Annotated in this window: 23 protein-coding genes and 1 riboswitch; of the genes, 10 read left to right on the forward strand and 13 right to left on the reverse strand. The window is 67.0% G+C overall.

Annotation, left to right across the window (positions count from 1 at the left end; all coding sequences use genetic code 11):
- Positions 1-334 precede the first annotated feature (334 nt).
- From HDC95_RS01300 to HDC95_RS01315, 4 genes are all read left to right on the forward strand, one after another.
- The gene (locus HDC95_RS01300) at positions 335-688 is read left to right on the forward strand and encodes a DUF1801 domain-containing protein (protein ID WP_259061379.1); all 354 of its coding nucleotides are present in this window, start codon (positions 335-337) and stop codon (positions 686-688) included.
- 302 nt (positions 689-990) lie between these two features.
- Positions 991-1,512, forward strand: coding sequence for an AAA family ATPase (locus tag HDC95_RS01305; protein ID WP_259061380.1), 522 nt, complete (start codon positions 991-993; stop codon positions 1,510-1,512).
- Between the two features lie 366 nt (positions 1,513-1,878).
- Complete coding sequence (locus HDC95_RS01310) at positions 1,879-2,460, forward strand: alpha/beta fold hydrolase (RefSeq protein WP_259061381.1); 582 nt, start codon at positions 1,879-1,881, stop codon at positions 2,458-2,460.
- A 37-nt stretch (positions 2,461-2,497) separates the two neighbouring features.
- Positions 2,498-3,064 (forward strand): HEAT repeat domain-containing protein, encoded by a 567-nt coding sequence (locus HDC95_RS01315; protein ID WP_259061382.1) that lies wholly within the window; start codon positions 2,498-2,500, stop codon positions 3,062-3,064.
- Between the two features lie 13 nt (positions 3,065-3,077).
- Here the strand turns inward: HDC95_RS01315 and arfB are convergent, their stop codons facing one another.
- The gene (gene arfB / locus HDC95_RS01320) at positions 3,078-3,521 is read right to left on the reverse strand and encodes an alternative ribosome rescue aminoacyl-tRNA hydrolase ArfB (protein WP_259061383.1); all 444 of its coding nucleotides are present in this window, start codon (positions 3,519-3,521) and stop codon (positions 3,078-3,080) included.
- Positions 3,522-3,575: 54 nt separating this feature from the next.
- On the opposite strand from arfB, the gene HDC95_RS01325 reads away from it, so the two are divergent.
- Positions 3,576-5,240 carry an ABC-F family ATP-binding cassette domain-containing protein gene (locus tag HDC95_RS01325; RefSeq protein WP_259061384.1) on the forward strand — a complete coding sequence of 555 codons (1,665 nt, stop codon included), beginning with the start codon at positions 3,576-3,578 and terminating at the stop codon, positions 5,238-5,240.
- Positions 5,241-5,244: 4 nt separating this feature from the next.
- Here the strand turns inward: HDC95_RS01325 and HDC95_RS01330 are convergent, their stop codons facing one another.
- From HDC95_RS01330 to HDC95_RS01345, 4 genes are all read right to left on the reverse strand, one after another.
- Positions 5,245-5,586: a LysR family transcriptional regulator gene (locus HDC95_RS01330; protein ID WP_259061385.1), complete on the reverse strand. Its 342-nt coding sequence runs from the start codon at positions 5,584-5,586 to the stop codon at positions 5,245-5,247.
- 130 nt (positions 5,587-5,716) lie between these two features.
- A complete protein-coding gene (locus HDC95_RS01335) occupies positions 5,717-6,016 on the reverse strand; it encodes a Fe-S cluster assembly protein HesB (protein WP_259061386.1) in 300 nt (99 codons plus the stop codon).
- Positions 6,017-6,140: 124 nt separating this feature from the next.
- Positions 6,141-6,734, reverse strand: a complete 594-nt coding sequence (locus HDC95_RS01340; protein ID WP_259061387.1) for a 1-acyl-sn-glycerol-3-phosphate acyltransferase — start codon at positions 6,732-6,734, stop codon at positions 6,141-6,143.
- Complete coding sequence (locus HDC95_RS01345; RefSeq protein ID WP_259061388.1) at positions 6,735-7,250, reverse strand: DUF6328 family protein; 516 nt, start codon at positions 7,248-7,250, stop codon at positions 6,735-6,737.
- 82 nt (positions 7,251-7,332) lie between these two features.
- Here HDC95_RS01345 and HDC95_RS01350 point away from each other — a divergent pair, with 82 nt between their 5' ends.
- The gene (locus HDC95_RS01350) at positions 7,333-7,461 is read left to right on the forward strand and encodes a hypothetical protein (RefSeq protein ID WP_259061389.1); all 129 of its coding nucleotides are present in this window, start codon (positions 7,333-7,335) and stop codon (positions 7,459-7,461) included.
- 30 nt (positions 7,462-7,491) lie between these two features.
- On the opposite strand, the gene HDC95_RS01355 is transcribed toward HDC95_RS01350, so the two are convergent.
- On the reverse strand, positions 7,492-8,901 hold the full coding sequence (locus HDC95_RS01355; protein ID WP_259062181.1) for an MDR family MFS transporter: 1,410 nt from the start codon (positions 8,899-8,901) through the stop codon (positions 7,492-7,494).
- A 228-nt stretch (positions 8,902-9,129) separates the two neighbouring features.
- On the opposite strand from HDC95_RS01355, the gene HDC95_RS01360 reads away from it, so the two are divergent.
- Positions 9,130-11,178 carry an ABC transporter ATP-binding protein gene (locus tag HDC95_RS01360; RefSeq protein WP_259062182.1) on the forward strand — a complete coding sequence of 683 codons (2,049 nt, stop codon included), beginning with the start codon at positions 9,130-9,132 and terminating at the stop codon, positions 11,176-11,178.
- A 12-nt stretch (positions 11,179-11,190) separates the two neighbouring features.
- Here HDC95_RS01360 and HDC95_RS01365 read toward each other — a convergent pair whose 3' ends face one another.
- The 7 genes from HDC95_RS01365 to HDC95_RS01395 are packed head-to-tail and all read right to left on the reverse strand — an operon-like array spanning position 11,191 to position 18,496.
- Positions 11,191-11,964 (reverse strand): SDR family NAD(P)-dependent oxidoreductase, encoded by a 774-nt coding sequence (locus tag HDC95_RS01365; protein WP_259061390.1) that lies wholly within the window; start codon positions 11,962-11,964, stop codon positions 11,191-11,193.
- Positions 11,965-11,997: 33 nt separating this feature from the next.
- Entirely contained in the window at positions 11,998-12,948 is a 951-nt protein-coding gene (locus HDC95_RS01370) for a glycosyltransferase family 2 protein (protein ID WP_259061391.1), read from the reverse strand.
- A 20-nt stretch (positions 12,949-12,968) separates the two neighbouring features.
- Positions 12,969-14,108 carry a cysteine desulfurase family protein gene (locus HDC95_RS01375; protein ID WP_259061392.1) on the reverse strand — a complete coding sequence of 380 codons (1,140 nt, stop codon included), beginning with the start codon at positions 14,106-14,108 and terminating at the stop codon, positions 12,969-12,971.
- Entirely contained in the window at positions 14,108-14,959 is an 852-nt protein-coding gene (gene nadC / locus HDC95_RS01380; protein ID WP_259061393.1) for a carboxylating nicotinate-nucleotide diphosphorylase, read from the reverse strand. The genes HDC95_RS01375 and nadC overlap by 1 nt, the downstream gene beginning before the upstream one ends.
- The gene (gene nadB, locus HDC95_RS01385) at positions 14,959-16,452 is read right to left on the reverse strand and encodes an L-aspartate oxidase (protein ID WP_259061394.1); all 1,494 of its coding nucleotides are present in this window, start codon (positions 16,450-16,452) and stop codon (positions 14,959-14,961) included. Before nadB ends, nadC begins: the two co-directional genes overlap by 1 nt.
- Positions 16,449-17,774, reverse strand: a complete 1,326-nt coding sequence (gene nadA / locus HDC95_RS01390) for a quinolinate synthase NadA (protein ID WP_259061395.1) — start codon at positions 17,772-17,774, stop codon at positions 16,449-16,451. The genes nadB and nadA overlap by 4 nt, the downstream gene beginning before the upstream one ends.
- A complete protein-coding gene (locus HDC95_RS01395) occupies positions 17,771-18,496 on the reverse strand; it encodes an NUDIX hydrolase (protein WP_259061396.1) in 726 nt (241 codons plus the stop codon). The genes nadA and HDC95_RS01395 overlap by 4 nt, the downstream gene beginning before the upstream one ends.
- Positions 18,497-18,648: 152 nt before the next feature.
- A riboswitch (glycine riboswitch) is annotated at positions 18,649-18,744 on the forward strand.
- Between the two features lie 152 nt (positions 18,745-18,896).
- On the opposite strand from HDC95_RS01395, the gene gcvT reads away from it, so the two are divergent.
- From gcvT to gcvP, 3 genes are all read left to right on the forward strand, one after another.
- Positions 18,897-20,003, forward strand: coding sequence for a glycine cleavage system aminomethyltransferase GcvT (gene gcvT / locus HDC95_RS01400; protein ID WP_259061397.1), 1,107 nt, complete (start codon positions 18,897-18,899; stop codon positions 20,001-20,003).
- Positions 20,000-20,377 carry a glycine cleavage system protein GcvH gene (gene gcvH, locus HDC95_RS01405; protein WP_259061398.1) on the forward strand — a complete coding sequence of 126 codons (378 nt, stop codon included), beginning with the start codon at positions 20,000-20,002 and terminating at the stop codon, positions 20,375-20,377. The genes gcvT and gcvH overlap by 4 nt, the downstream gene beginning before the upstream one ends.
- A gap of 61 nt (positions 20,378-20,438) precedes the next feature.
- Positions 20,439-23,261: an aminomethyl-transferring glycine dehydrogenase gene (gene gcvP, locus HDC95_RS01410; RefSeq protein WP_396652664.1), complete on the forward strand. Its 2,823-nt coding sequence runs from the start codon at positions 20,439-20,441 to the stop codon at positions 23,259-23,261.
- Positions 23,262-23,345: the final 84 nt, after the last annotated feature.

Genomic DNA, 23,345 nt, shown 5'->3' on the forward strand with positions numbered 1-23,345 from the left:
CGCGACTAGGCTGCGGCGAGATGGCATGGCGGGTCCGTGAAGCTGTCCACTCAGAGGTTGGTATGCGCGGCGACGTCGTGGAGTTCCGCTTCAACGTGTGACCGAAGGGGCGAGAACGCGGTCCGTTCCGCTCTTCTTCGGCTCGCGCCGTTGCAAGCGCCTGCGGTACCCTTGGCGTGGCAGCAGACGCTGCCGACTGCACTTCCAGGCGCGGACCGTCTGAAACATCGCGGAGAGGCCTGACTCGCTCAGGACATGTCCGGATGAGGTGCGGCGCATCGTTGCGCCGACTTCACCTGCCGATGCGGGGCATCGGCTGAGGAAAGGACATGACATGGTATCGAAAGACGAGAAGAACCTCGCCCAGGTGCTCGACAAGATCGCGAAGATGGACGAACCGGAGCGGTCACTCGTGCAGCGAGTGCACGAGGTCATCGTGGCTGCCGAGCCCAGGCTGAAGCCGCGGATCTGGTACGGCATGCCCGCCTACGCGCTCTCTGCGAGTACTCCTGCGCTGGTGACGCTGCGCAACGACGAGCGCGTCAACCTCGCTCTCACCGAAAAGGTCGAGCTCGTCCCTGCAGGTGGTTCCGACGGAACGCTGATGCCCGCAGCCTGGTACTTCGAGACCATCGACGAACCCACTGAGAAACGCATCGCCGAGATTGTCCGCTCGGTGACTTCCTGAGCCCCGCGCTCTGACGCGGCTGGGCCTGGCTCGGAACGCGCTTCACTGCGCCGTCCGGGCTGGCTCAGTCGCGTCCTCCGATCAACGGATCCGTGATGGGCTGGATGACCGGAGAGTCCGCTGCGTGAAACGTATAGGTTGCTTCGTGTGGGCATTCGGTGGAGATCCGCTTCAACGTGTGACCTGCCCCGGTCGTTGAGCCAGCGAAACGAGACGAAACGCGGCAACGTAGGCTGGAATCCAGTCACGGCCTGGAGGTGGAGATTGTCGACGATCGCGGGCGATACCGGATTGCGAATCGCTTGAGTGCTCATCTCGTCGTGATCTCCGGCCTTCCCGGTGTCGGAAAGACCAGTGTTGCTGAGATCGCCGCCGCGCTCATGGGCTCACTTCATTTATCCATCGACGCGGTGGAGGAATCGATGCTCGCTTGCGGACTGCCTGCGAGTTGGCGAGTCGGAGTCGCCGCCTACGAAGCAGCCCGCGCAATGGCCGAGTTGAACTTGCACCTCGGTCACAGCGTCGTGGTGGATGCGGTGAACGATAGTGACGAGGCTCGGCAGACCTGGCGGACTGCGGCTTCGCGCACAGGCGGACGGCTCGTCTTCGTGTACCTCGTGATCAAGGACGCAAGAACGCACGAGCAGCGACTCCGCAACAGGGATCGCGGTCTCGTGCATGTCGGCGACCCTACCTGGGCGGACGTTGAGCGGCGTCGTGCCGATTACGCGGCGTGGTCCGATGAGGTCTTGGAGTTCGACACGACAGCACGAACGGCGGATGAGGTCGCAGACGCGCTCGTGTCCTGCCTCGATGCGAAGTAGGGAGAGGTCGGGGCCAGCTGGTGAGATGCCTATCCGTGGCGAAATGCGGTGGAGTTCCGATTTAACGCCTAGCGTTAATGACGGCGTCCGTTTAGAAACGGAGGTGCGGACGATGTCGAACTCGTCGACTACCGCTGAGCGCGACCTGATCGAGCCAGGATTGTCCTGCACGCCAGCGAGGATCGCCGGGTCGGAGTCTGTCGTGCAGTCCTCGACGTGGAACGACGTCTCGTTCGGCACGATGAGCGGGACGGTCAGCACGACCTGCTCGCAGCGATGGTTCTGGACACAAGATCGGACAGTATCGTGGATGTCAGCGACGAACCTGGCACAGCCGGCCGCCACCAGCACCAGAGAAAGACGACTATGACGCAGCAGAGCATTCTTGAGCCGGAAGGCCGCGCAATTCCGTACATCGAAGAAGGCGAGGGCCCCGTCCCATTGGTGCTGATCTCGGGCCGCGCACTCAACGGCGACGGGCTCGGAGTGGTCGCGCACTATCTCGCCGAAGAGGCTGGCTTCCATGTCGTGCGGATCGGCCCTCGTGCCGAAGCAGGCGGTCAGGATCGTGCGGCTACGCTGCGCGAGCGGGTCGAGGATGCTGTCCGGGTGATCGACCACATCGGACTCGATCACACCTGGATCGGAGGCCACGCGTTCGGTGGCACCGCCGCACGCATCTTCGCCGCAGATCACACCGATCGGGTCAACGGCCTGTTGCTGCTCGGCGTCGAGGACGACGAGATTCCGCTGGCGCCGGCCATCCCGGTGCTCATCGTGCAGGCGACGGATGACGCGGTCACGCCGTCGGCCAATGCCGAGGCTCTGCAGTCCACCGCTCCCGAACGCGCGAGCATCAAGACCGTCGACGGCGCCGACCATCTGTTCCCGGCGACGCATCCGATCGAGACCGCCGTCATCATCGAGGAGTACCTCGACTGGGATTGAGGATCACGGCACCGCGCATCCCACCTATGGTTGAAGGGTGTCCCGAAACTCACCTGCATCCCCGGCCCCCGTTCCCGTCGAGCTTCCTCTTGAGCGTCGTCTGGCGGTCGCCGTCGAGCGGTACGGCGAGCAGGTTGTGGTGTCGCGCTCCCTCTCGCTGCTCGCGGGGAACAACGAGGGGTCGGATTTTCTGCTGTTCGTCGGTGGAGAGCATGCGCGTGGCATCTTGGACGGCGCGCCGGTCCTGTATTGGCCAGAGCTCTGGGGCGCGCGCGCGCTTCTGCACGTCTGGGACGACTCGGTCGTCGACGAATCCGCGACCGCGCTTCTGATCAGCACACTGAGCAACCCCGCCTGGCGTGTACGCGAGATGGGCGCGAGGCTCGCCGCCGCACGCGACCTCGACGCGGCATCCGAACTCGCCGACCTGCTCGGCGACGAGGTTCCCCGCGTGCGCGCGGCTGCAGCCAGGGCGTTGGGCGCCATCGGCTCTACAGGAGACATCGACCGCATCCGGGCCTTGCTCAAGGACCCAGAGGTCGAAGTCCGCCGCGGGGCGCAGCAGAGCCTCGACACGTTGCGATCGCGGCTTCCGAAGAGCTGAGAGCGGGTCGCCGCTAGTCCTGACCCGTGGGACGTCTGCGGCCTGACTTGGTCTCGGAGCGCCGATGCTTCTCATCCAGTCGACGACGCCGTGAGCCGTGAGTCGGCTTGGTGGAGCGACGGATGCTGGGTGGCATGACAGCTTCTCGGATGAGAGCGGCCAGGCGTTCCCTCGCTGCGACCCGGTTCTGCCGCTGAGAACGGTGCTCGGCGGCGCTGATCGTGATCACCGTGCCGGCCAGTCTCGAAGCTAACTGATCGATGACGCGCGCGCGTTGAACCTCGCTCAATGCGGTCGTCGTGCCCAGATCGAGACTGAGCTGCACGCGCGAGTCCGTGGTGTTGACGCCCTGCCCACCGGGCCCCGAAGAGCGGGAGAACTGCTCGATCAGTTCGCTCGCCGGAATCGTGAGTCCGCGGGGAGCGCCTGGTCCTGGAGGCACGCGCAGATCATCCACTCCATCATTGTCGCGCAGTCCGGATACTGCGTGATCCGGTGGCAGGATTGGATGATGACCGCAACCCTCGTGGCTCGAGGCGTCGCCGGAGGCTATGGCCACCGCACGCTCTTCGACGAACTCGATCTCACGGTCGCACCCGGTGATGTCGTCGGCGTCGTCGGTGCGAACGGCGCCGGTAAATCCACGCTGCTGCGGTTGCTCGCCGGCATCGACCAGCCGCAGTCCGGCTCTATCGCACTGGCGCCGGCCGATGCGTTCGTCGGATGGCTCCCGCAGGAGCACGAACGCGTCGCAGGAGAGAGCGTTGTCGACTACATCGGTCGCCGTACCGGCTGCACTGCGGCGACGCGAGACATGGATGCCGCGGCACAGGCTCTCGGCGATCCTTCGCTCGCTGCGGACGGCGTCGACCCCGCCGATGCCTATTCATCTGCGCTGGAACGGTGGCTCGCGAGCGGCGCCGCCGACCTCGAGGAGCGCATCCCCGCAGTGCTCGCCGACCTCGGCCTCGTCTTCGAGCGCGCGCGAGCCGAGGACGTGCTCATGACGTCGCTTTCAGGCGGACAGGCTGCTCGTGTCGGCCTGGCAGCACTTCTGCTGTCGCGGTTCGACATCGCGCTGTTGGACGAACCGACGAACGACCTCGACCTCGACGGGCTGGAGCGGCTGGAGGCGTTCGTGCATGGACTCCGTGGCGGCGTCGTGCTCGTCAGCCACGACCGTGAGTTCCTCGCACGCAGCGTGACGCGTGTGTTGGAGCTCGATCTCGCGCAGAACTCGAACCGCCTCTACGGCGGTGGCTACGACGCGTATCTGGAGGAGCGTGCCACGATCCGCCGTCATGCGCGCGAGAAGTACGACGAGTTCGCCGACAAGAAGGCCGATCTCGTCTCTCGCGCCCGTGTGCAGCGCGAGTGGTCGAGCCTGGGCGTGCGCAATGCGATCAAGAAGTCGCCCGACAACGACAAGATCAGGCGCAAGGCATCTGCCGAATCCAGCGAGAAGCAGGCGCAGAAGGTGCGTCAGATGGAGAGCCGGATCGCCCAGCTCGACGAGGTGGAGGAGCCGCGCAAGGAATGGCAGCTCGAGTTCACGATCGGTTCGGCACCGCGTTCCAGCTCAGTGGTCTCGACGCTCAGCAACGCGGTCCTCCGCCAGGGGTCCTTCACATTGGGCCCTGTTTCGCTGCAGGTGAATGCAGGAGAGCGCATCGGCATCACCGGCCCGAACGGCGCGGGAAAGTCCACGTTGCTGCGCGCGCTGCTAGGCCAGCAGCATCCGGATGAAGGCACCGCGAGCCTCGGCGCCAGCATCCGGATCGGAGAGATCGATCAGGCGCGTTCGCTGCTCACCGGTGTCCAACCGCTCGCTGCCGCGTTCGAAGAGCTCGTGCCCGAGATGGCATCCGGCGAGGTGCGCACGCTGCTGGCCAAGTTCGGCCTCAGAGCCGATCATGTCGATCGTGCTGTCGACGAACTCTCACCGGGGGAGCGCACGCGAGCTGCGCTCGCGCTGCTGCAGGCGCGAGGAGTCAACTTGCTCGTACTCGACGAGCCGACGAACCACCTCGACCTGCCGGCCATCGAACAGCTGGAGCAGGCGCTCGAGTCCTATCGGGGAACGCTGCTGCTGGTCACCCACGATCGACGGATGCTCGACACGGTACAGACCGATCGGCGCTGGCGCGTCGAAGCCGGTCAGGTCACGGAGCTGTGAGTTCTCAGCGTCCCTGACGCTTCTTGTACGGCTTCGGCTGACCTTTCACGACCGGTGCGCGACCCCGACCCTTCGACGCTTTCGCCTTTCCGCCGGCCTTCACCGGTTTCTTCGTCTCGGCGGGCGCTGCAGCGACCTGCTTCTGCGCATCGGGAAGCAGCAGCAGCCCCACCGAGGTCAGCCTGGTCTCTCCGTCGCGGGTGACGAGGGGCTGGCCGACTTCTTCCTCGAGCTTGTCGATCGATGAATAGAGCGAAGCGAGCGGGATGCCGAGGTTGTGAGCTGCTCGAGGGAAGTGCAGCTCCTCGGCGACGGCGACGAAACGTCGAAGCAGGGTGATGTTCACTGGAGCCTTCCTTGCCCGCGTCGATCGCGGCCGCTACTCAGCGTACGCGTGCAGGGCGGACTCGGAATCTGGGAACGCATCGGGGGTGGGATGCCGCGGCATCCCACCCCCGTGATTCTCTGCCCGCGCGTCAGGCCTGCTGCGGGAGAATCGTGAAGCTGACGGCGCCCTCGTCATCGACACCGGCATCGAGCACCTTGTCGGAGAGCACCTCAGCGGCGTTCTCTTCCAGGAATACGCGGCTGGCGACACCGTCGATCACGACGTCGGCCGGTTCCGGGGAGGGAACGACGTGAACGGCGAAACGCGCTTCGCCGTTCGGGCCCTGTCCCTCCGCGGTCTGGATACGAAGCCCCGCATCTGCGCTGGCTTCCTCGCGGCCGACGATCGTGGTGACGACGGCATCTGCATTTTCGGTCAGGGTGAGCACAGCGCTCTCCTTCCGGTTGCGGACATGCTCCGGACAGAACATGTCCGGGCCACGATTCCGCACTCATGGGGGCAGGTTCAACCTGGGCGCCGCTATTCGGAGGGTCCTCACATGTTCGCGAGCCCTACGGCGCGGTGCCGCCTTCTTCCCGCAGCCGAGGTTCGGCGCGTCTGCTCGGTCGCACCCCTGCCTTGTCGGCGTAGAACGCCCGGATCCGGTCCATGTCGGCTGCGACATCGCCGGTCAATTCGAGCGTCGGCCCGAGGCCGGTGGTCATCGTCGTGCGATCGACGTAGCCGAGGGTCACCGGCATCCCCGTCTCCCTGGCGATCCGGTAGAAGCCCGACTTCCAGTATTCGTTGTCGCCGCGTGTACCATCCGGCGTCACGACGAGTGCGAACACCTCGCCGGAGCGGACCTGCGAGACGACGTCCGTGACGACGCGGCCGGGGTCTGCCCGATCGACCGGCACGCCGCCGATGCGCCGCATGATCGGGCCGCGCCATCCCGCGAACAGGCTCTTCTTGCCCAGCCAGTGCGCGTCGATGCCGAGTCGCCAGGCGATCGCGATCATGAGCACGAAATCCCAGTTCGAGGTATGCGGCGCTCCGATGAGAATGGTCGGACGCGTCGGAACCTCATCGCCTTTGAGGGTCCACCTGCTGAGCCTCCAGAAGACACGGGCGAGGAATCGTTTCACCTCATAACCGTAGGTCATTCACCTCCGGTCGATGAGCCGCGGCAGGAGTCCCCACAGCGCGAGCACGACCACGGCAATGACGACCAGCACGATCATCGCTGTCGTGCGGTCGACCGTGAAGTCCACGATGAGCGTGGTGACGCCGACACTCAGTAAGCCGATCACGACGAGATCGGCTTGCACCATCCTCGAGGCGAATCGGACGAGTTCAGGCTTGCGGCGCCGACCGAACAGCGAACGATGCATCCCGACGGGTGTCAGCGCGAGCACGGTCGCCAGTGCGGCAAGACAGACGAGTACGACGTACAGCGTGAGCTGCAGATCGTCGAGTTCGGTGAACCGCGGCGCGAAGGCCACCGCGAGCAGAAAGCCGGAGAGCACCTGCGTGCCCGTCTGCATCACCCGCAGCTCCTGCATGAGCTCGTCCCAATTGCGATCCGCGCGCTCGTCAGGTGTCTCGTCGCGGCCGTCGGGCTTCGCATCGATGTTCTTCACGCCCGTCGCGTCGGTTCTCGCGTCAGCAGAGTCGTCCATGATCAGAGTCTTGAGCACTCGTGTCGAAGTGTCCAGAGACTCGTGCGGCGCCATGCTGCGTGCGCGGGCGTAGCATGGAGCCATGAGCATTCGCGAGGTTCCGGAATCGACCCCAGTGGCCGACACGCTTGTCGCTCCTGCCGGACTGAACCTGTTGGGCGACGACAGCGCGGGCGCTTGCTGCGGCGGCTCCTGCTCGATCGCCGAGTAAGTACCGCCGAACAAGCTCCCTGAACGGCGGTCAGTGACCGCCGTGGATTCCGTCGCCCACATCGTCCGCGGGCTTGCGGATGAACGAGCTCAACGCCACGGATCCCAGCGAGATGATGGCAGCGATCAGGAACGCCGTGCGTGCACCAGGGGCACCGGCAGCGGCCGTCGACAGTCCTTCGGCCTCACCCGCGTGGAGGATCGACGAGTAGGTCACCGTCAGCAACGCGACGCCGGCGGCGCCGGCGACCTGCTGGATCGTGTTCAGAACAGCGGAACCGTGCGAGTACAGATGACGCCGCAGTGATCCCAGCGACGCGGAGAACAACGGCGTGAACGACATCGCGAGGCCCACTGACATGAAGGTCTGCGAGATCACGAGCAGCCACCACGGGGTCTGCTCGCCGACCGTGGCATAGAAGAACAGCGCAGCCGACACCAGGATGGTTCCGGGGATGAGCAGTGTGCGTGTGCCGCGGGCGTCGTAGACGCGACCCATGATCGGGCCGAGCAGCCCCATCAGAATCGATCCGGGGAGCAGTATCAAGCCGGCCTGCAGCGCATCGAGACCAGCCACGTTCTGCAGGTACTGCGGCAGCAGAGTCAGCGTTCCGAACATCGACAGCGCCAGGATGCCCATGACGATGACGGCGATCGTGTAGTTGCCGGCGCGGAACACGCGCAGGTCGAGCAGCGCGTCATCGATGCGCTGCAGCACGAGCTGCCGCCACACGAACAGCCCGAGCGCAATGCCGCCCACGATCAGCGCGATGACACCGATCGTCGCGCCGTTCGACTCGACATCGCCGCCGAACTGGCTGAGACCGTACACGACGCCACCGAAGCCGAACGCCGACAGCACGATCGACAGCACATCGACCGGAGCATCCTTCGTCTCGCCGAGGTTCGTCATCCACTTCGCGCCCATGGCGAGCGCGACGAGCGCGATCGGTAGGATGATCGCGAACAGCCAGCGCCAGTTCAGCGTCTCGAGAACCGCACCGGCGAGGGTCGGGCCGATCGCGGGAGCAAGTGAGATGACGAGACCGACGCGGCCCATCATCCGGCCACGCGACTGCGGCGGGACGACGTTCATCATGGTCGTCATGAGCAGCGGCATCATGATGCCGGTGCCACCGGCCTGAATGACACGGCCGAGCAGGAGCACCGGGAAACCGGGCGCGATGAGGCAGACCAGAGTCCCGAGGGAGAACGCCGTCATCGCGGCGATGAACACCTGCCGCGTGGTGAAGCGCTGCAGCAGGAATCCCGTCGTGGGGATCACGATCGCCATCGTGAGCATGAACGCGCTCGTGAGCCACTGGCCGAGCTCCGGCGGGATGCCGAGATCCCTGTTCAGGTGCGGGATAGCGATCCCCATCGTCGTCTCGTTGAGGATCGCGACGAAGGCAGCCACGAGCAGCAGCCAGATGACGCGCATGTCCGAGCGTGCGATGAAGGGTTCCGGCTTCACGGACTTCACGGTGGGAACCGAACCGGTGGATGTGGTGGCCAAAGCGTCTCCTCAGTGGATGGGGGTGGCGGAAGGCCGACGACGGAGCCCAAGATGCGGCACCCACTCGTGGACAACGAAACATGGTAACGCAGTCTCGCGATACGGCATTCCCGGTCCGGCGAATTTATTCGGAGATAGGCTGACCGCATGAGCATGGGTGGCGGGCGCGGCGGTGGAGGCGGCTTCCGCGGCCTTGACGAAGCAGCGCAGAAGCGCCTGAACGCCGAGGCTCCGCGGATCACCGGACTCGGACAGCGAGTGGTCGGTCTGTTCCGTCCTTACCTCGCGCGCATCGTCTTCACCGGCATCCTCGTCGTCGCCGGAGCCGGGATCGCCGTCATCCCACCGCTGATCGTGCAACGCATCTTCGATGACGCGCTCTTCCCTGTCGACGGAGGCGGTCCCGAGATCGGCCTGCTCATCCGCCTCGTCGTGATCATGGTCGCCCTCTTCCTGCTCTCCGCCGGACTCGGCGTTGGCCAGACATGGCTCACCTCGACCGTGGGCAACAGCGTCACCGGCGACCTGCGCGTGCGGCTGTTCGAACATCTGCAGGCGATGGAGCTGGGGTTCTTCACCCGTACCAAGACGGGCGTCATCCAGTCCCGCCTTCAGAACGACGTCGGCGGCGTCTCCGGTGTGCTCACGAACACCGTCACCAGCATCCTGGGCAACGTCGTCACGGTGATCGCCTCGCTCGTCGCGATGATCCTGATCGACTGGCGGCTCACCCTCATCGCGGTCGTGCTGATGCCGTTCCTCATCATCGTGCAGCGCAAGGTCGGCCAGGTGCGCGCGCGCATCGCGGGGGAGACGCAGGAGTCGCTGAGCGAGCTCACCTCGATCACCCAGGAGACACTGAGCGTCTCGGGCATGCTGCTGTCGAAGTCGTTCAACCGTCAGCGTGCGGAGTCGCAGCGGTATCAGCGTGAGAACCGCAATCAGGTGAAGCTGCAGGTCAGGCGCGCGATGAGCGGTCAGGGCTTCTTCGCCGTCGTGCAGGTGCTGATGGCATCGGTACCTGCGGTCATCTACCTCGTCTCCGGTTACCTGATCGCCGGCGGGGCTGGGGCAGTCACCGCGGGCACCGTGGTCGCCTTCACGACCGTGCAGGCCCGGCTGCTCCAGCCGCTGATGGGCCTGATGCGCGTCTCACTGGATCTGCAGACCTCGCAGGCGCTGTTCGCGCGCATCTTCGAGTACCTCGATCTGGTCCCGGAGATAGAGGATGCCGCGGATGCGATCACGGTCGATGAGGCGCCCGGACCTCTGGGACGGGTCGAGTTCGACGAGGTCGTCTTCCGATACCCGGATGCCGCGGCCGACACCCGGCCGACGCTGCAGGGCATCTCATTCGTCGCGGAACCCGGGCAGCACGTGGCGTTCGTGGGGCCGTCGGGTGCCGGGAAGACGACGATCCTGTATCTTGCTCCGCGGCTGTATGAGGCGCACGGCGGTGCGGTGCTGTTCGCAGGAGCCGATGTGCGCACGCTGACGCAGGAGTCGATCATCGACAATGTCGGCATCGTGTCGCAGGAGACCTATCTCTTCCACGCCACGATCCGTGAGAACCTCATGTACGCCAAGCCGGATGCCTCGGAGGACGAAGTCATCGCGGCGTGCACGGCCGCGAACATCCACCACATCATCGCCGGGTTCGAGCACGGCTACGACACCATCGTCGGTGAGCGGGGCTACCGGCTCTCGGGCGGCGAGAAGCAGCGCATCGCGATCGCCAGAGTGCTGCTCAAGGACCCTCCGGTGCTGCTGCTCGATGAGGCGACTTCGGCGCTCGACACCGTGTCCGAGCGGGTTGTGCAGGAGGCGCTCGACGAGGCGGCCCGAGGGAGGACGACCATCTCCATCGCGCACCGGCTCTCCACCGTCATGGGCGCCGATGTGATCCATGTGCTTGAGGCAGGGCAGATCGTCGAGTCGGGAACGCACGCCGAACTGCTGGCCAAGGGCGGGCTGTACGCAGAGCTCGCAGCGCAGCAGGTCGCGGCATCCCGAGTGCTCGAGACGGAGGCGATCGTGGAGAACGCGATCGGCGGCGGGGTAGCGGCGGCGTTCGCGGAGCGGCGGGCAGATCGAGCGCCGGACGACTCCGCCGGTGCCGATGCCGTGGCCGCGCTCACCGCACCGGTGCCGTTGCTCGACGGGCAGGGCGCGGACCAGCGGGTGTACCCCGCGGAGGGTTAGAACGCCGCCCGCTCAGTGCGCGGACATTCCGCCGTCGACGAACAGGGAGTGGCCGGTCACATAGGCGGAACCGGCGCCGGCGAGGAAGACTGCGGCACCGGCGAAGTCCGCGGGCAGGCCGTTGCGGCCGATCATCGTCCGCGCGGCGAGGGCGGCGACCTGCTGCGGATCCTCCTGCAGGCGGGCGTTCAACGGCGTGAGCACGAATCCGGGAACGAGCGTGTTGCTGGTGACGCCGTGCGGGCCCCATGCCTCGGCCTCCGAGCGCATGAGGGACTCCACTGCGCCCTTCGAGGCGCCATAGATGCCGCTGCCGACGAACGCACGGTGCGCCTGCTGCGAGCTGATGTGGATCAGACGTCCGTACCCGCGTTCTGCCATGCTCTGCGCATAGCGCTGTCCGAGCAGGAACGGTGCCAACGCATTCACCGTCATCGTGGCGTCCCAATCGCTCTCGGTGATCTCCGCGTAGGGCGGGCGGATGTTGATGCCTGCGGAATTCACCAGGATGTCGGGTTCTCCGAAAGGCTCGGTTGCGGCCTCGGCGACCGCGCGGATGCCGTCGCGAGTGGCGAGGTCGCCGACGACGCCGGCAGCGCGGCATCCGGCATCCTCCAGTTCGCGCACGGTCTCCTCGATGCGCTCGCCGCCGCGGGCGACGATCACGACGGATGCTCCGGATCGCGCGAGTGCGGTTGCGATGCCGCGGCCGATGCCGGAGCTGCCGCCTGTCACCACGGCGGTGCGCCCCTGGAGCGAGAAGAGCTCGGCGATGTAGTCGTTCACTGTGTCAGGACCTCCGTATGGTCTTTCTCGCGCTCACCAGGCCAGTGCGGCCGCGATGTTGGCATCGGGGTGCACTCCTGCGAACTCCGGCAGGGCGCGCAGCTCGCCGAGGAACGCCGTCACCTCGGCCGCGTACGCCGGGTCGGGATGGCTGCTGGCGATCTCGTGCAGGGGCGGCAGGTCCATGGCGAGGATGAGGTCGAGCCTGGCGATGGCGGCCGCCGCCGCACCCGCCTCGTGCAGCACGCGGATGCCGCCGCGGAGGGCGGCGAGATAGTCCCGCAGCACCGGTAGGCTCGCCTTGCCCTGGGTGATCGACGTGCCATCTGCCCTGATGCGCCAGTGTGCGACGACGTCGGGTATCACGTCGAACGCCACCGCACGGGTGTACATCTGTTGCGCGACGGTCTGATCTTCGTACGTGACGCCCTCGGGGAAGCGCAGATCGTTCCAGAAGTCCGTACGGCTGATCTTCGACCACGCGACGATGTTGCCCGATGCTCGCGGATGCTCGAGGATCGTCGTGCGCAGACGCTGGGGATCAGTCGCGGCGGCCGTCCACGGTTGCACGCGGCCTGTCACGTAGACATCACCCTGCAGGCGTGAGCGCACGTAGGCGCCGGCGACGAAATCGCTGCCGGTCTCGTCGAGCGTGCCCGTGAGCCGTGCAAGCGCCGTCGGAGTCAGCTCGTCGTCACCGTCGAGGAAGCCGAGGTATTCGGTCTCGACGCGGCCGAGCCCGATGTTCCGGGCGGCGCCCAAGCCGCGGGACGCCTCGTGCCGGACGAAGGCGAATCGAGAGTCGGATGCCGCGGCAGTCGCGAAGATCTCCGCGGTGGCATCCGTCGATCCGTCGTCGATGAGGATGGCTCGCCAGCGCGGCTCGGTCTGCACCAGCAGTGACGCGATCGCGGCGGGGGCGAACTCCTCGATGTCTCGACCGGGGACGATCAGTGTCACGATCGGGTCGGGGGCGTTCAGCACCCCTCGAGTCTACGGCTCGGTTATGAACCGGATACCGCGGCGACCGCGGCAGTGACCAGCGCTGCGAGCTGCTCAGGGGCTTCGTCGGGTAGGACATCCCGTCCGAACGTGAACCGCACCGAGGTCTGCGCCACCTCCGGTGCGATTCCGCACGCCAGCAGCACATGCGATGGCTCGTCGCTTCCCGCCGCGCACGCCGACCCGCTGGATGAGATCACGCCCCGCCGCTCCAGCTCCAGCAGAACCGCCTCGCCGCTCGTCCCGGCGAATGTGAAGCTCGCTGTTCCGGGGAGGCGGTTCACGGCGTCGCCGGTGAGTGCTGCCTGCGGCACTGCCGTGAGGACCCCGGCGACGAACCGTGCCGTCTGTGCGCCGACACGAGCGGTGGCTGACTCTCGCTCCGCTTCGGCCAGCTCGAGTGCCACGGCCAGCGCGACCGCGCCAGCCACGTTCTCAGTGCCGGACCGGCGTCCGCGTTCCTGCCCGCCACCGTGCAGCAGCGGTTCCAGCGGAACACGTCCGCGCACCACCAATGCGCCGATGCCTTTGGGAGCTCCGAGCTTGTGTCCCGCGATCGAGATCGCGTCGACGCCGAGACCGGTGAGCGGCAACCAGCCGGCCGATTGCACTGCGTCGAGGTGCAGGGGGATCCCGGCGGCTGCGGTCACTGCGGCGATGGATGCGGCATCCTGCACCGTTCCGATCTCGTTGTTCGCATGTCCGAGGGAGACCAGCGCCGTATCGTCGCGAAGGGCGTCGGACACCGCATCCGCGCTGACGCGCCCCTCACCGGTGACCGGCAGGTACGTCACCTCGACGCCGTGGAATCGACGCAGGAATTCTGCGGACTCGAGGATCGACTCGTGTTCGATCGGCGACGTCACGAGGTGGCGGCGACCGCGCGCAAGCGCCGCGAGCACGATGCCCTTCACCGCGAGGTTGTCGGCCTCTGTGCCGCCGGCGGTGAAGATCACGTCGCCCGCGCGCATGCCCAGCACCCGGGCGACCCGCGCTCTGGCGTCGTCCAGTGCGCTCGCTGCGGCCTCGCCCGCGGTGTGATGACTCGACGGATTGCCGAACACCCCCGTCAGGTAGGGCCGCATGGCCTCCAGCACCTCCGGACGCACCGGGGATGTGGCGGCGTGATCGAGATAGAGCATCAGACGATCCGCACGTCCAGCCCGAGATCCAGCGCGCGCGCCGAGTGGGTGAGTGCACCGACGGAGATGACGTCGACGCCGGTCTCGGCGATGCCCCGCACGGTGTCGAGATTCACGCCCCCGGATGCCTCGACCGTCGCCCTATCGTCGATAAGGGCGACACCGGCACGCAGATCCTCGAGCGAGAAGTTGTCGAGCAGCACGGTGTGCGCACCTCCGGCGAGCACGGCCTCGATCTGATCGAGCCGGTCGACTTCGACGACGACATGCGCGGTGTGCGGCAGTCGGGACAGCGCCTCGCGCAGTGCCGTCGCGAGATCGGCCCCTGTGCGCTGGAGAACCGCGAGGTGATTGTCCTTGGCCATCACAGCATCCGACAGCGAATAGCGGTGATTGCTGCCGCCGCCGGAAACAACGGCGTGCCTCTCGAACGCGCGCAGCCCAGGCGTCGTCTTGCGCGTATCGGCGATGCGGGCACCGGTTCCCTCGACGGCCTTGACGTACTGCGCGGTCAGCGTCGCGATCCCGCTCATCCGCTGCGTGAAGTTGAGTGCCACGCGCTCGGCGGTGAGGATGCTGCGAGCTGAGCCGGACACGGACGCGAGCACATCGCCTGGAGCGAACTCGTCGCCCTCGCCGACGTGCAGATCGATCGTGAGCGTCGGATCAGTCAGGCTGAAGGCTGCAGTGAAGACGTCGCCGCCGCTGAAGACGCCGTGCTCGCGGGCCGTGAGGTCTGCGGTCGCGGTCGCGTCGGCAGGAAGCAGCGTCGCGCTGGTGAGGTCGCCCCACGGGGCGTCCTCCTCGAGAGCTGCTCCGACGATGCGGGTGAGGGCGGCTGCGGTGAGCATCAGGCTCCGATCAGGGCGGGGGCGACGGTCAGGTGGTGAGCGCCGACCGATTCGGTGCGGGTGAGGGCGGCGGATGCCGTGGCTTCGGCGATCAGCAGGAGGTTCGCGTCCTCGTGCTCGGCGAGGGTGGCAGGTACGGGCCCCGCGGCGCGCAACGCGCGGATCGTGCCGAGCGCCTCCGCGAGACCGGCTTGGGTGCGCAGGAGCCCGACGTGGTCCCACATCAGCTGCTGGAGTTGTTCGCGGGAGAACTGCTCGTTCAGGTCGCGCTTTCTGTCGCTTTGAGCGGCGGAAAGCGACAGAAAGTGCGACCTGAACGGGAGAGCAGCGCGAGTGGGCGCGCCAAGCGCCGCGGCGGCACGCGCCCCGAACACCGCGCCCTCGAGCAGCGAGTTCGACGCCAGGCGGTTCGCGCCGTGCACACCGGTGCGCGCGATCTCGCCGGCCGCGAACAGCCCCGGCAGCGACGAGCGCCCGTCGAGATCCGTGGCGATCCCGCCCATCAGATAGTGTGCGGCGGGTGTCACGGGAATGGGTTCGCGCGCCCAGTCGAATCCTCGCTCGCGCGTGACCCTGTCGATCGTGGGGAAACGCGCGGAGAGCCGCTCGGCGCCGAGCATCGTCGCGTCCAGCTGCACGGGTCGGCCCTGCGCTGCCGCCTGTCTGGCGATCGCACGAGAGACGATGTCGCGAGGCGCGAGTTCGCCATCCGGATGGCTGTCGAATACGAACCGTCGACCTTCGTCGTCGAGCAGCGTCGCGCCCTCCCCGCGCACGGCTTCGGAGATGAGGAACGCGGGCCGGGCCGCGAGCACCGTCGGATGGAACTGCACGAACTCCAGATCCGTCACGGCAGCACCAGCGCGCAGCGCCGCGGCGATACCGTCGCCGGTCGCGCCGAGTGGATTGGTCGTGTGGGCGTACAGCTGGCCGGCGCCGCCGGTCGCGAGGATCACGGCGTCTGCTTCGAGGTCGACGAGCCCGCCATGGCGCAGCATCCGGATGCCGTGAACGCGGCCGCCGTCGACAACGAGATCGACCAGGAAGGCGTGCTCGATGACCTCGATCGCGGCCTGTCGCACCTGGGCGACCAGGGCACGGGAGATCTCCGCGCCCGTGGCGTCACCGCCGGCGTGCACGATGCGCGCGTGGCTGTGCGCCGCCTCGCGGCCGAGGAGCAGCGAGCCGTCTGGTGCACGATCGAACGCCACTCCGCGGGCGATCAGCTCGGCGATGCGCACCGCGCCGTCCTGAACCAGCACGTCGACCGCCGCGGCGTCCGCGAGACCGGCGCCGGCGCTGAGCGTGTCGGAGGCGTGCACGGTCGGGGAATCGCCCGGTCCGTAGACCCCTGCAACGCCGCCCTGAGCCAGGGGAGTGCAGCCGCCTCCCAGCGCGCCCTTCGTCACGAGCGTCACGATGTGCCCGTCCTCCGACGCGTGCAGCGCCGCGGTGAGGCCGGCGATCCCGGAGCCGAAGACGACGATGTTCATGCGCGCGGCTTCGCTGCCAGCATCCGCTCCAGCGCGACACGTGCAGGAGCGGCCACGTCTCCGGAGACCTGGATGCGGTTCGGGGTGCGACCGGCGACGAGTTCCTCAAGCACCCAGGCCAGGTAGCCGGGGTGGATGCGGTACATCGTCGAGCACGGGCAGACCACAGGATCCAGGCAGAAGATCTCGTGCTGCGGGTACTGAGCCGCGAGACGTCTGACGAGGTTGATCTCGGTGCCGATCGCGAAAGTGGTCGGCTCGGTGGCGCCGTCGATCGCCCGACGGATGTAGTCGGTGGATCCGGCCTCGTCTGCGGCGTCGACGACCTCCATCGGGCACTCGGGATGCACGATCACGCGCACGCCGGGGTGTTCAGCACGTGCCTGGTCGATCTGCGCGACCGTGAAGCGGCGGTGCACCGAGCAGAAGCCGTGCCAGAGGATCACACGCGAGTCGACGAGCTGCTCCGCGGAAGACCCGCCGAGCGGACGCCGAGGGTTCCACATCGGCATCCGGTCCAGAGCCACGCCCATGGCTTTGGCGGTGTTGCGTCCGAGGTGCTGGTCGGGGAAGAACAGCACGCGATGGCCGCGCTCGAACGCCCACTCGAGCACGGTCTCGGCGTTCGACGAGGTGCAGACGATTCCGCCGTGGCGGCCGACGAATCCCTTGATCGCGGCGGAGGAGTTCATGTAGGTGACCGGGATCGCCGGCACTCGGCCGGTGTCATCTGCCACGTCGAGCGGACCGAGCACATCGGCAAGCTGCTCCCAGCACTCCTCGACCTGGTCGATGTCGGCCATGTCTGCCATGGAGCAGCCGGCGGCGAGATTCGGCAGGATCACCGACTGCTCCGGCCGAGACAGCAGATCGGCGGTCTCGGCCATGAAGTGCACGCCGCAGAAGACGATCGCCTCTGCCTCCGGACGTTCGAGCGCGGCGTTCGCGAGCTGGAACGAGTCGCCGACGTAGTCGGCGTGCTGCACCACCTCTTCGCGCTGGTAGAAGTGCCCGAGCACGACGACGCGATCGCCGAGGGTCGCCTTCGCGGCGCGGACGCGTGCGTCGAGCTCATCCTCGTCGGCCTCGCGATATTCGACGGGCAACTCGCCCTGGCGTGGAGCGCCGGTGGGGATGACATCGCCCATGGACGAGCCAGGGCCGTAGCCGGGACGAGTGTCGAAGGTCCACGGACCCTCTGCGAGGTCGGTGGTGCACGTGGCGTCGGTCGAGGCGCCGCCGACGATCGCCTGGATGGCGTGATCGACGGACGGGTCGGTGTGCGGGGGATCAATGAGCTGGGGGAATGGCAGGATGGTCATCGGGTCCTCTTCTCCTCGACGGCGAGCGGGCCACGATCGGCCAGCTCGACGGCGTCGTCGTATCGGTACAGCCGGGCGGGGCGGTGGTTGCCGGTGCGGAACTCCTCGGTCGGCAGCAGCGTCCCCGACGTCTCGACCTGGCGGCGGAAGTTCGCGGGGTCCAGGCGCTTGCCGAGGATCGCCTCGTATGCCTCGCGCAGGTCGGCGAGCGTGAAGGTCGGGGGCAGGAATCCGTGCGCGACGCGGCTGTATCCGACCTTGTTGCGCAGTCGCCACAGGGCGTAATCGATGATCTGCGTGTGGTCGAAGGCCATTGAGGGCAGCCCTGCGGCCCCGAACCACTCCACGTTCTCCGGGGCGAGACCGGATGCGACGTGCGCGGCGCTCTGCGCATCGACCTCGTCCGAGCGCAACAGCGCCCAGTACACGATCGAGACGACGCGGCTCGGGGAGCGATCGACGGCGCCGAACGCGTAGAGCTGCTCGAGGTAGCTGGGGGAGAGGCCGGTGGTCTCATGCAGAGTGCGCGCCGCGGCGTTTTCAAGGCTCTCGTCCGGTTCGAGCCAACCGCCCGGCAGCGCCCAATCGCCCTGGTGGGGATCGCGCGTGCGGAGCACCAGCGGCAACGCGAGCGATGGCAGTTCATCGCCCGGCGCGCGCCGCAGCGTCAGGATCACTGTCGACACGGCGACGCGGATGTCGGGTTCCCGAGTTCTGGTCATTATGACTCTAACCTCCTCTGTTCGATCTTAGTGTCACATTGACACGAAGGTCAACATCGTGACGCTCGTGTGACGGGGAACCGCGAGCTTCGGGGTGCGAGGCGGCATCGATCCGGCACGCTAAGCTGTCTTCATAACTGAAGACAGGCCCCACGACCCGTGCGGGAGAGCCCCGGTGAATGCGACCGGGCACCGAAGGAGCAAGTCTCCCCGCCAATCTCTCAGGTACCGCGTACCGCGCCGGTCAGGCCACTCTGAAAAGCGATGCTCATGCATCCGCCGACGGTGAAAACCCCTGCATGCAAGCGAGGGGTGAAACTCTCAGGCCGATGACAGAGGGGGAGTTCTCGGATACCGTGCATTCCGTACGGCATCCTTCCGATCATCACGGGAGAGCTCCATGACAGAGGCCCGCTTCACTCCGTTGCGCGAGCGGCATGAGTCGCTCGGCGCGTCCTTCACCGACTTCGGCGGCTGGCAGATGCCGGTGCGCTACACATCAGATCTCGCCGAGCATCACGCCGTGCGCCAGTCCGCCGGGCTGTTCGACATCTCGCACATGGCCGAATTCACTGTCGAGGGCGCGGACGCCGCGTCCTACCTGGACTTCGCGCTCGCCGGACGTCTTTCGACCATGACAGCCGGAAAGGCGAAGTACTCGCTGCTGCTCGCGGAAGACGGCGGCATCATCGACGATGTGATCGTCTACCGGCTCGCCGAGGATCGCTATCTGATCATCTCCAACGCCGGCAATCGGGATGCGGTCGCCGCCGCGCTCGCGCAGCGCGTCGGCGAGCGTGCCACCTCGGTGGAGGACGTCTCCGACGCCCATGCGCTCATCGCGGTGCAGGGCCCGGCATCCGAAGCGATCGTCTCGGCGACCGAAGGAATCACAGATGTCAGCACGGCGTGGGACGAGCAGAAGTACTACGCGTGGGCGGACGCCCTCTTCGACGGCGCACCGCTGCTGATCGCGCGCACCGGCTACACGGGCGAGGACGGTTTCGAACTGCTCGTCCGCAGCGAGGATGCCGCAGCGCTCTGGGACGCGGTTCTCGCAGCAGGCGAGTCGCACGGCATCGTCCCCGCTGGCCTCGCTGCGCGCGACACGCTCCGCCTCGAAGCGGGCATGCCGCTGTACGGGCACGAGCTCTCACTCACGACGAAGCCCGCCCAGGCCGGCCTCGGCCGGGTCGTGGCATCCGACAAGGATGCGTTCGTCGGCAAGGACGCCGTGGTGCCCACTGACGGTGCGCGCGTGCTCGTCGGGCTCTCTGCCGACGGCAAGAGGGCCGGACGCGCCGGCTACGCCGTCGTCGCCGAGGATGGCGCCGTGCTCGGCGAGGTCACGAGCGGGGCGCTCAGCCCGACACTCGGCCACCCGATCGCGATGGCCTACATCGATCCCGCTTCCGCAGAAGCGGGAACAACCGTATTCCTGGATGTGCGGGGCACGAAGATCCCCGCGACCGTGACCGCTCTGCCTTTCTACCGGAGGACGAAATGACCGATCTGAACGCACTCGCCTACACCGAAGAGCACGAGTGGCTCAACATCGCCGACGGTGTCGCCACCATCGGCATCACGGACTTCGCCGCCGAGAAGCTCGGTGATGTCGTCTTCGTCGAACTCCCCACGGTCGGCACCGAGATCGCTGCGGGCGCTGTCGTCGGTGAGATCGAATCGACCAAGTCGGTGGGAGAGCTCTACGCTCCCGTCGCCGGCACCGTGGTCGAGATCAACGATGCGGCGGTCGATGACCCGTCACTCGTCAATGCCGCGCCCTTCGAGGGCGGCTGGCTCATCAAGGTGTCCATCGCGGACGGTGCGGCAGACGGGCTGCTCGACCGTGCCGCGTACGTCGTGCTGACAGAGGGTTGATACCGCAGTGACATCCTTTTCCGATCGGCACATCGGGACGACCGCAGAGACCCAGCATGTCATGCTGGATGCCCTCGGCATCGACACGTCCGATCCCTCCACATCGCTCGAGACGCTGATGCGCGGCGCAGTGCCGGCATCGATTCTCGCCGATCCCTCCGCGACCTCGATCATCCCGCCGGCCGCCACCGAAGCCGAGGCGCTCGCCGAGTTGCGCGCGTTCGCCTCCCACAACCGCGTGAACAGGTCGATGATCGGCCTCGGGTACTACGGCACTCTCACACCCAGTGTGATCCAGCGCAACGTGCTCGAGAATCCGTCCTGGTACACGGCCTACACGCCGTACCAGCCCGAGATCTCGCAGGGACGCCTCGAGGCGCTGATCAACTTTCAGACGATGGTCGCGGACCTCACCGGCCTGTCGACGGCGAACGCCTCGATGCTCGACGAGTCCACGGCCGTCGCCGAGGGGATGCTGCTGGCCAGGCGCGCCTCGAAGGCGAAGTCCGCGGCGTTCGTCGTGGATGCCGGGGCGTTCCCGCAGACCAAGGCGCTGCTCTCCACGCGCGCTGCAGCTCTCGGCATCGAACTCGTCGAACGTGATCTCGCCGGAGGCGAGGCGCTGCCGGAGGAGCTCTTCGGCGTGTTCGTGCAGTATCCCGCAGCATCCGGTCTCGTCTGGGACCCGAGTGCAGTGATCGATGCCGCGCACGTCGCCGGCGGCCTCGCCGTCGTCGCAGCCGACCTGCTGGCGCTGACGCTGATCTCATCGCCCGGCTCGCTCGGCGCCGACGTCGCGGTCGGCACGACGCAGCGGTTCGGCGTGCCGATGGGCTTCGGTGGTCCGCACGCGGGCTACATGGCCGTGCGTCAGGGCCTGGAGCGACAGCTTCCCGGGCGCCTCGTCGGCGTCTCGGTGGATGCCGATGGCAAGCCGGCCTACCGGCTCTCGCTGCAGACACGCGAGCAGCACATCCGCCGCGAGAAGGCGACGAGCAACATCTGCACGGCGCAGGTGCTGCTCGCCGTCATGGCGGCGATGTACGCGGTGTATCACGGCCCCGACGGCCTGCGTCAGATCGCCGGTGATGTCGCATCCAAGGCGTCGCTGCTTCGGAGCCGGCTGGTGGAGGCCGGCGTCGACGTCGTACATGATGCGTTCTTCGACACGCTCACGGTGCGTGCAGCGGACGCCTCCGACCTCGTTGCACGCGCGCATGACGAACTCGGCATCCTGCTGCACCTCGCAGGCGAGGACACGATCGCGATATCGGTGGACGAGACGACCACGTCTGCAGAACTGGACGCCGTCACGTCCCTGTTCGGTGCGGAGATTTCCGCCTTCGGCCCGCTTCGGGACGAAGCCTGCAGCGCACTGCCGCAGGAGCTGATGCGTGCCGACGAGTACCTCACCCACCCGGTCTTCCACGTGCATCACAGCGAAACCGCGATGATGCGTTACCTGAAGAGCCTCGCCGACCGCGACTATGCGCTGGATCGCGGCATGATCCCCCTGGGCTCGTGCACCATGAAGCTCAACGCGGCGACCGAGATGGCCTCGATCACCTGGCCCGAGTTCGCACAGATCCACCCGTTCGCACCGGAATCCGACGTCGGGGGATACCTCGACATGATCGACCAGCTCGAGAGCTGGCTCGCCGAGGTCACCGGCTACGACGCCGTCTCCCTGCAGCCGAACGCCGGTTCGCAGGGCGAGCTCGCCGGTCTTCTCGCGATCCGCGGCTACCACCTCGCGAACGGAGACGAGCACCGCACGGTGTGCCTGATCCCGTCGTCAGCGCACGGCACGAACGCGGCATCAGCGGTACTCGCGGGCATGAAAGTCGTCGTCGTCGCGTGCGACGAGCTCGGCAACGTCGATCTTGAAGACCTGCGCGCGAAGATCGCTGCGCATGCCGACGAGATCGCGGCTCTCATGATCACGTACCCGTCCACGCACGGCGTGTACGAGCACGACGTCGTGGAGATCACGACTGCGGTGCATGACGCCGGCGGGCAGGTGTATGTCGACGGCGCGAACCTCAACGCACTGCTCGGCTATGCACGTTTCGGCGATCTCGGCGGCGACGTCTCGCACCTGAACCTGCACAAGACCTTCGCGATCCCGCACGGCGGCGGCGGCCCCGGCATCGGCCCGGTGGCGGCCAAAGCGCACCTCGCGCCGCATCTGCCCTCCCACCCACTGGCGCAGCGCCGGACGTACGCCGGAGGGTACGAGTTCACCGGTGGACCGGTTTCGGCAGCGCCATACGGCTCGGCGGGCATCCTGCCGATCTCGTGGTCGTACGTGCGGATGATGGGCGCCGACGGTCTGCGGGATGCGACCGCAGCAGCAGTGCTGTCGGCGAACTACATCGCCGCACGGCTGCGCGATCATTACCCGGTGCTATACACGGGGGAGAACGATCGGGTGGCGCACGAGTGCATCCTGGATCTTCGTCCGCTGAAGGAAGCCACTGGCATCACCGTCGACGACGTCGCCAAACGACTCATCGACTACGGATTCCACGCACCGACCATGTCGTTCCCCGTCCCGGGCACTCTCATGGTCGAGCCGACCGAGTCGGAGGACCTCGGCGAGATCGATCGTTTCATCGAGGCGATGATCATGATCAAGTCCGAGGCGGATGCCGTGGCATCCGGTCGCTGGCCTGCCGATGACAACCCGCTCGTGCACGCCCCGCACACCGCCGTCTCCCTGATCGCGGGGGAGTGGAGCCACGCTTACACCCGCGAGGATGCGGCATATCCGGTGCATTCGCTCGTCGCAGGGAAGTACTGGCCGCCGGTACGCCGCATCGATCAGGCGTACGGCGACCGCAATCTGGTGTGCGCGTGCCCGCCGGTCGAGGCGTTCGCATAGCACGTCTGGATGTTGCGACAAGGTCACCACTCAGTAACGGTTGATTAACACAGGGGCTCAAAGTGCTTGCGCGCGGTTAGTCTC

Source organism: Microbacterium sp. AK031, assembly GCF_024807145.1.
GTDB lineage: Bacteria > Actinomycetota > Actinomycetes > Actinomycetales > Microbacteriaceae > Microbacterium.

Excerpts from the sequence above, each read along its gene's own strand:
- HDC95_RS01360 (WP_259062182.1), top strand. The coding sequence starts at position 9,130 with ATGGGTGGCGGGCGCGGCGGTGGAGGCGGCTTCCGCGGCCTTGACGAA.
- HDC95_RS01350 (WP_259061389.1), top strand. The coding sequence starts at position 7,333 with ATGAGCATTCGCGAGGTTCCGGAATCGACCCCAGTGGCCGACACGCTT.
- HDC95_RS01300 (WP_259061379.1), top strand. The coding sequence starts at position 335 with ATGGTATCGAAAGACGAGAAGAACCTCGCCCAGGTGCTCGACAAGATC.
- HDC95_RS01345 (WP_259061388.1), bottom strand. The coding sequence starts at position 7,250 with ATGGACGACTCTGCTGACGCGAGAACCGACGCGACGGGCGTGAAGAAC.
- HDC95_RS01355 (WP_259062181.1), bottom strand. The coding sequence starts at position 8,901 with ATGCGCGTCATCTGGCTGCTGCTCGTGGCTGCCTTCGTCGCGATCCTC.
- gcvT (WP_259061397.1), top strand. The coding sequence starts at position 18,897 with ATGACAGAGGCCCGCTTCACTCCGTTGCGCGAGCGGCATGAGTCGCTC.
- HDC95_RS01325 (WP_259061384.1), top strand. The coding sequence starts at position 3,576 with ATGACCGCAACCCTCGTGGCTCGAGGCGTCGCCGGAGGCTATGGCCAC.
- nadC (WP_259061393.1), bottom strand. The coding sequence starts at position 14,959 with ATGCTCACCGCAGCCGCCCTCACCCGCATCGTCGGAGCAGCTCTCGAG.
- gcvP (WP_396652664.1), top strand. The coding sequence starts at position 20,439 with ATGCTGGATGCCCTCGGCATCGACACGTCCGATCCCTCCACATCGCTC.
- HDC95_RS01310 (WP_259061381.1), top strand. The coding sequence starts at position 1,879 with ATGACGCAGCAGAGCATTCTTGAGCCGGAAGGCCGCGCAATTCCGTAC.
- nadB (WP_259061394.1), bottom strand. The coding sequence starts at position 16,452 with ATGAACATCGTCGTCTTCGGCTCCGGGATCGCCGGCCTCACCGCGGCG.
- HDC95_RS01395 (WP_259061396.1), bottom strand. The coding sequence starts at position 18,496 with ATGACCAGAACTCGGGAACCCGACATCCGCGTCGCCGTGTCGACAGTG.
- nadA (WP_259061395.1), bottom strand. The coding sequence starts at position 17,774 with ATGACCATCCTGCCATTCCCCCAGCTCATTGATCCCCCGCACACCGAC.
- HDC95_RS01340 (WP_259061387.1), bottom strand. The coding sequence starts at position 6,734 with ATGACCTACGGTTATGAGGTGAAACGATTCCTCGCCCGTGTCTTCTGG.
- gcvH (WP_259061398.1), top strand. The coding sequence starts at position 20,000 with ATGACCGATCTGAACGCACTCGCCTACACCGAAGAGCACGAGTGGCTC.
- HDC95_RS01375 (WP_259061392.1), bottom strand. The coding sequence starts at position 14,108 with ATGCTCTATCTCGATCACGCCGCCACATCCCCGGTGCGTCCGGAGGTG.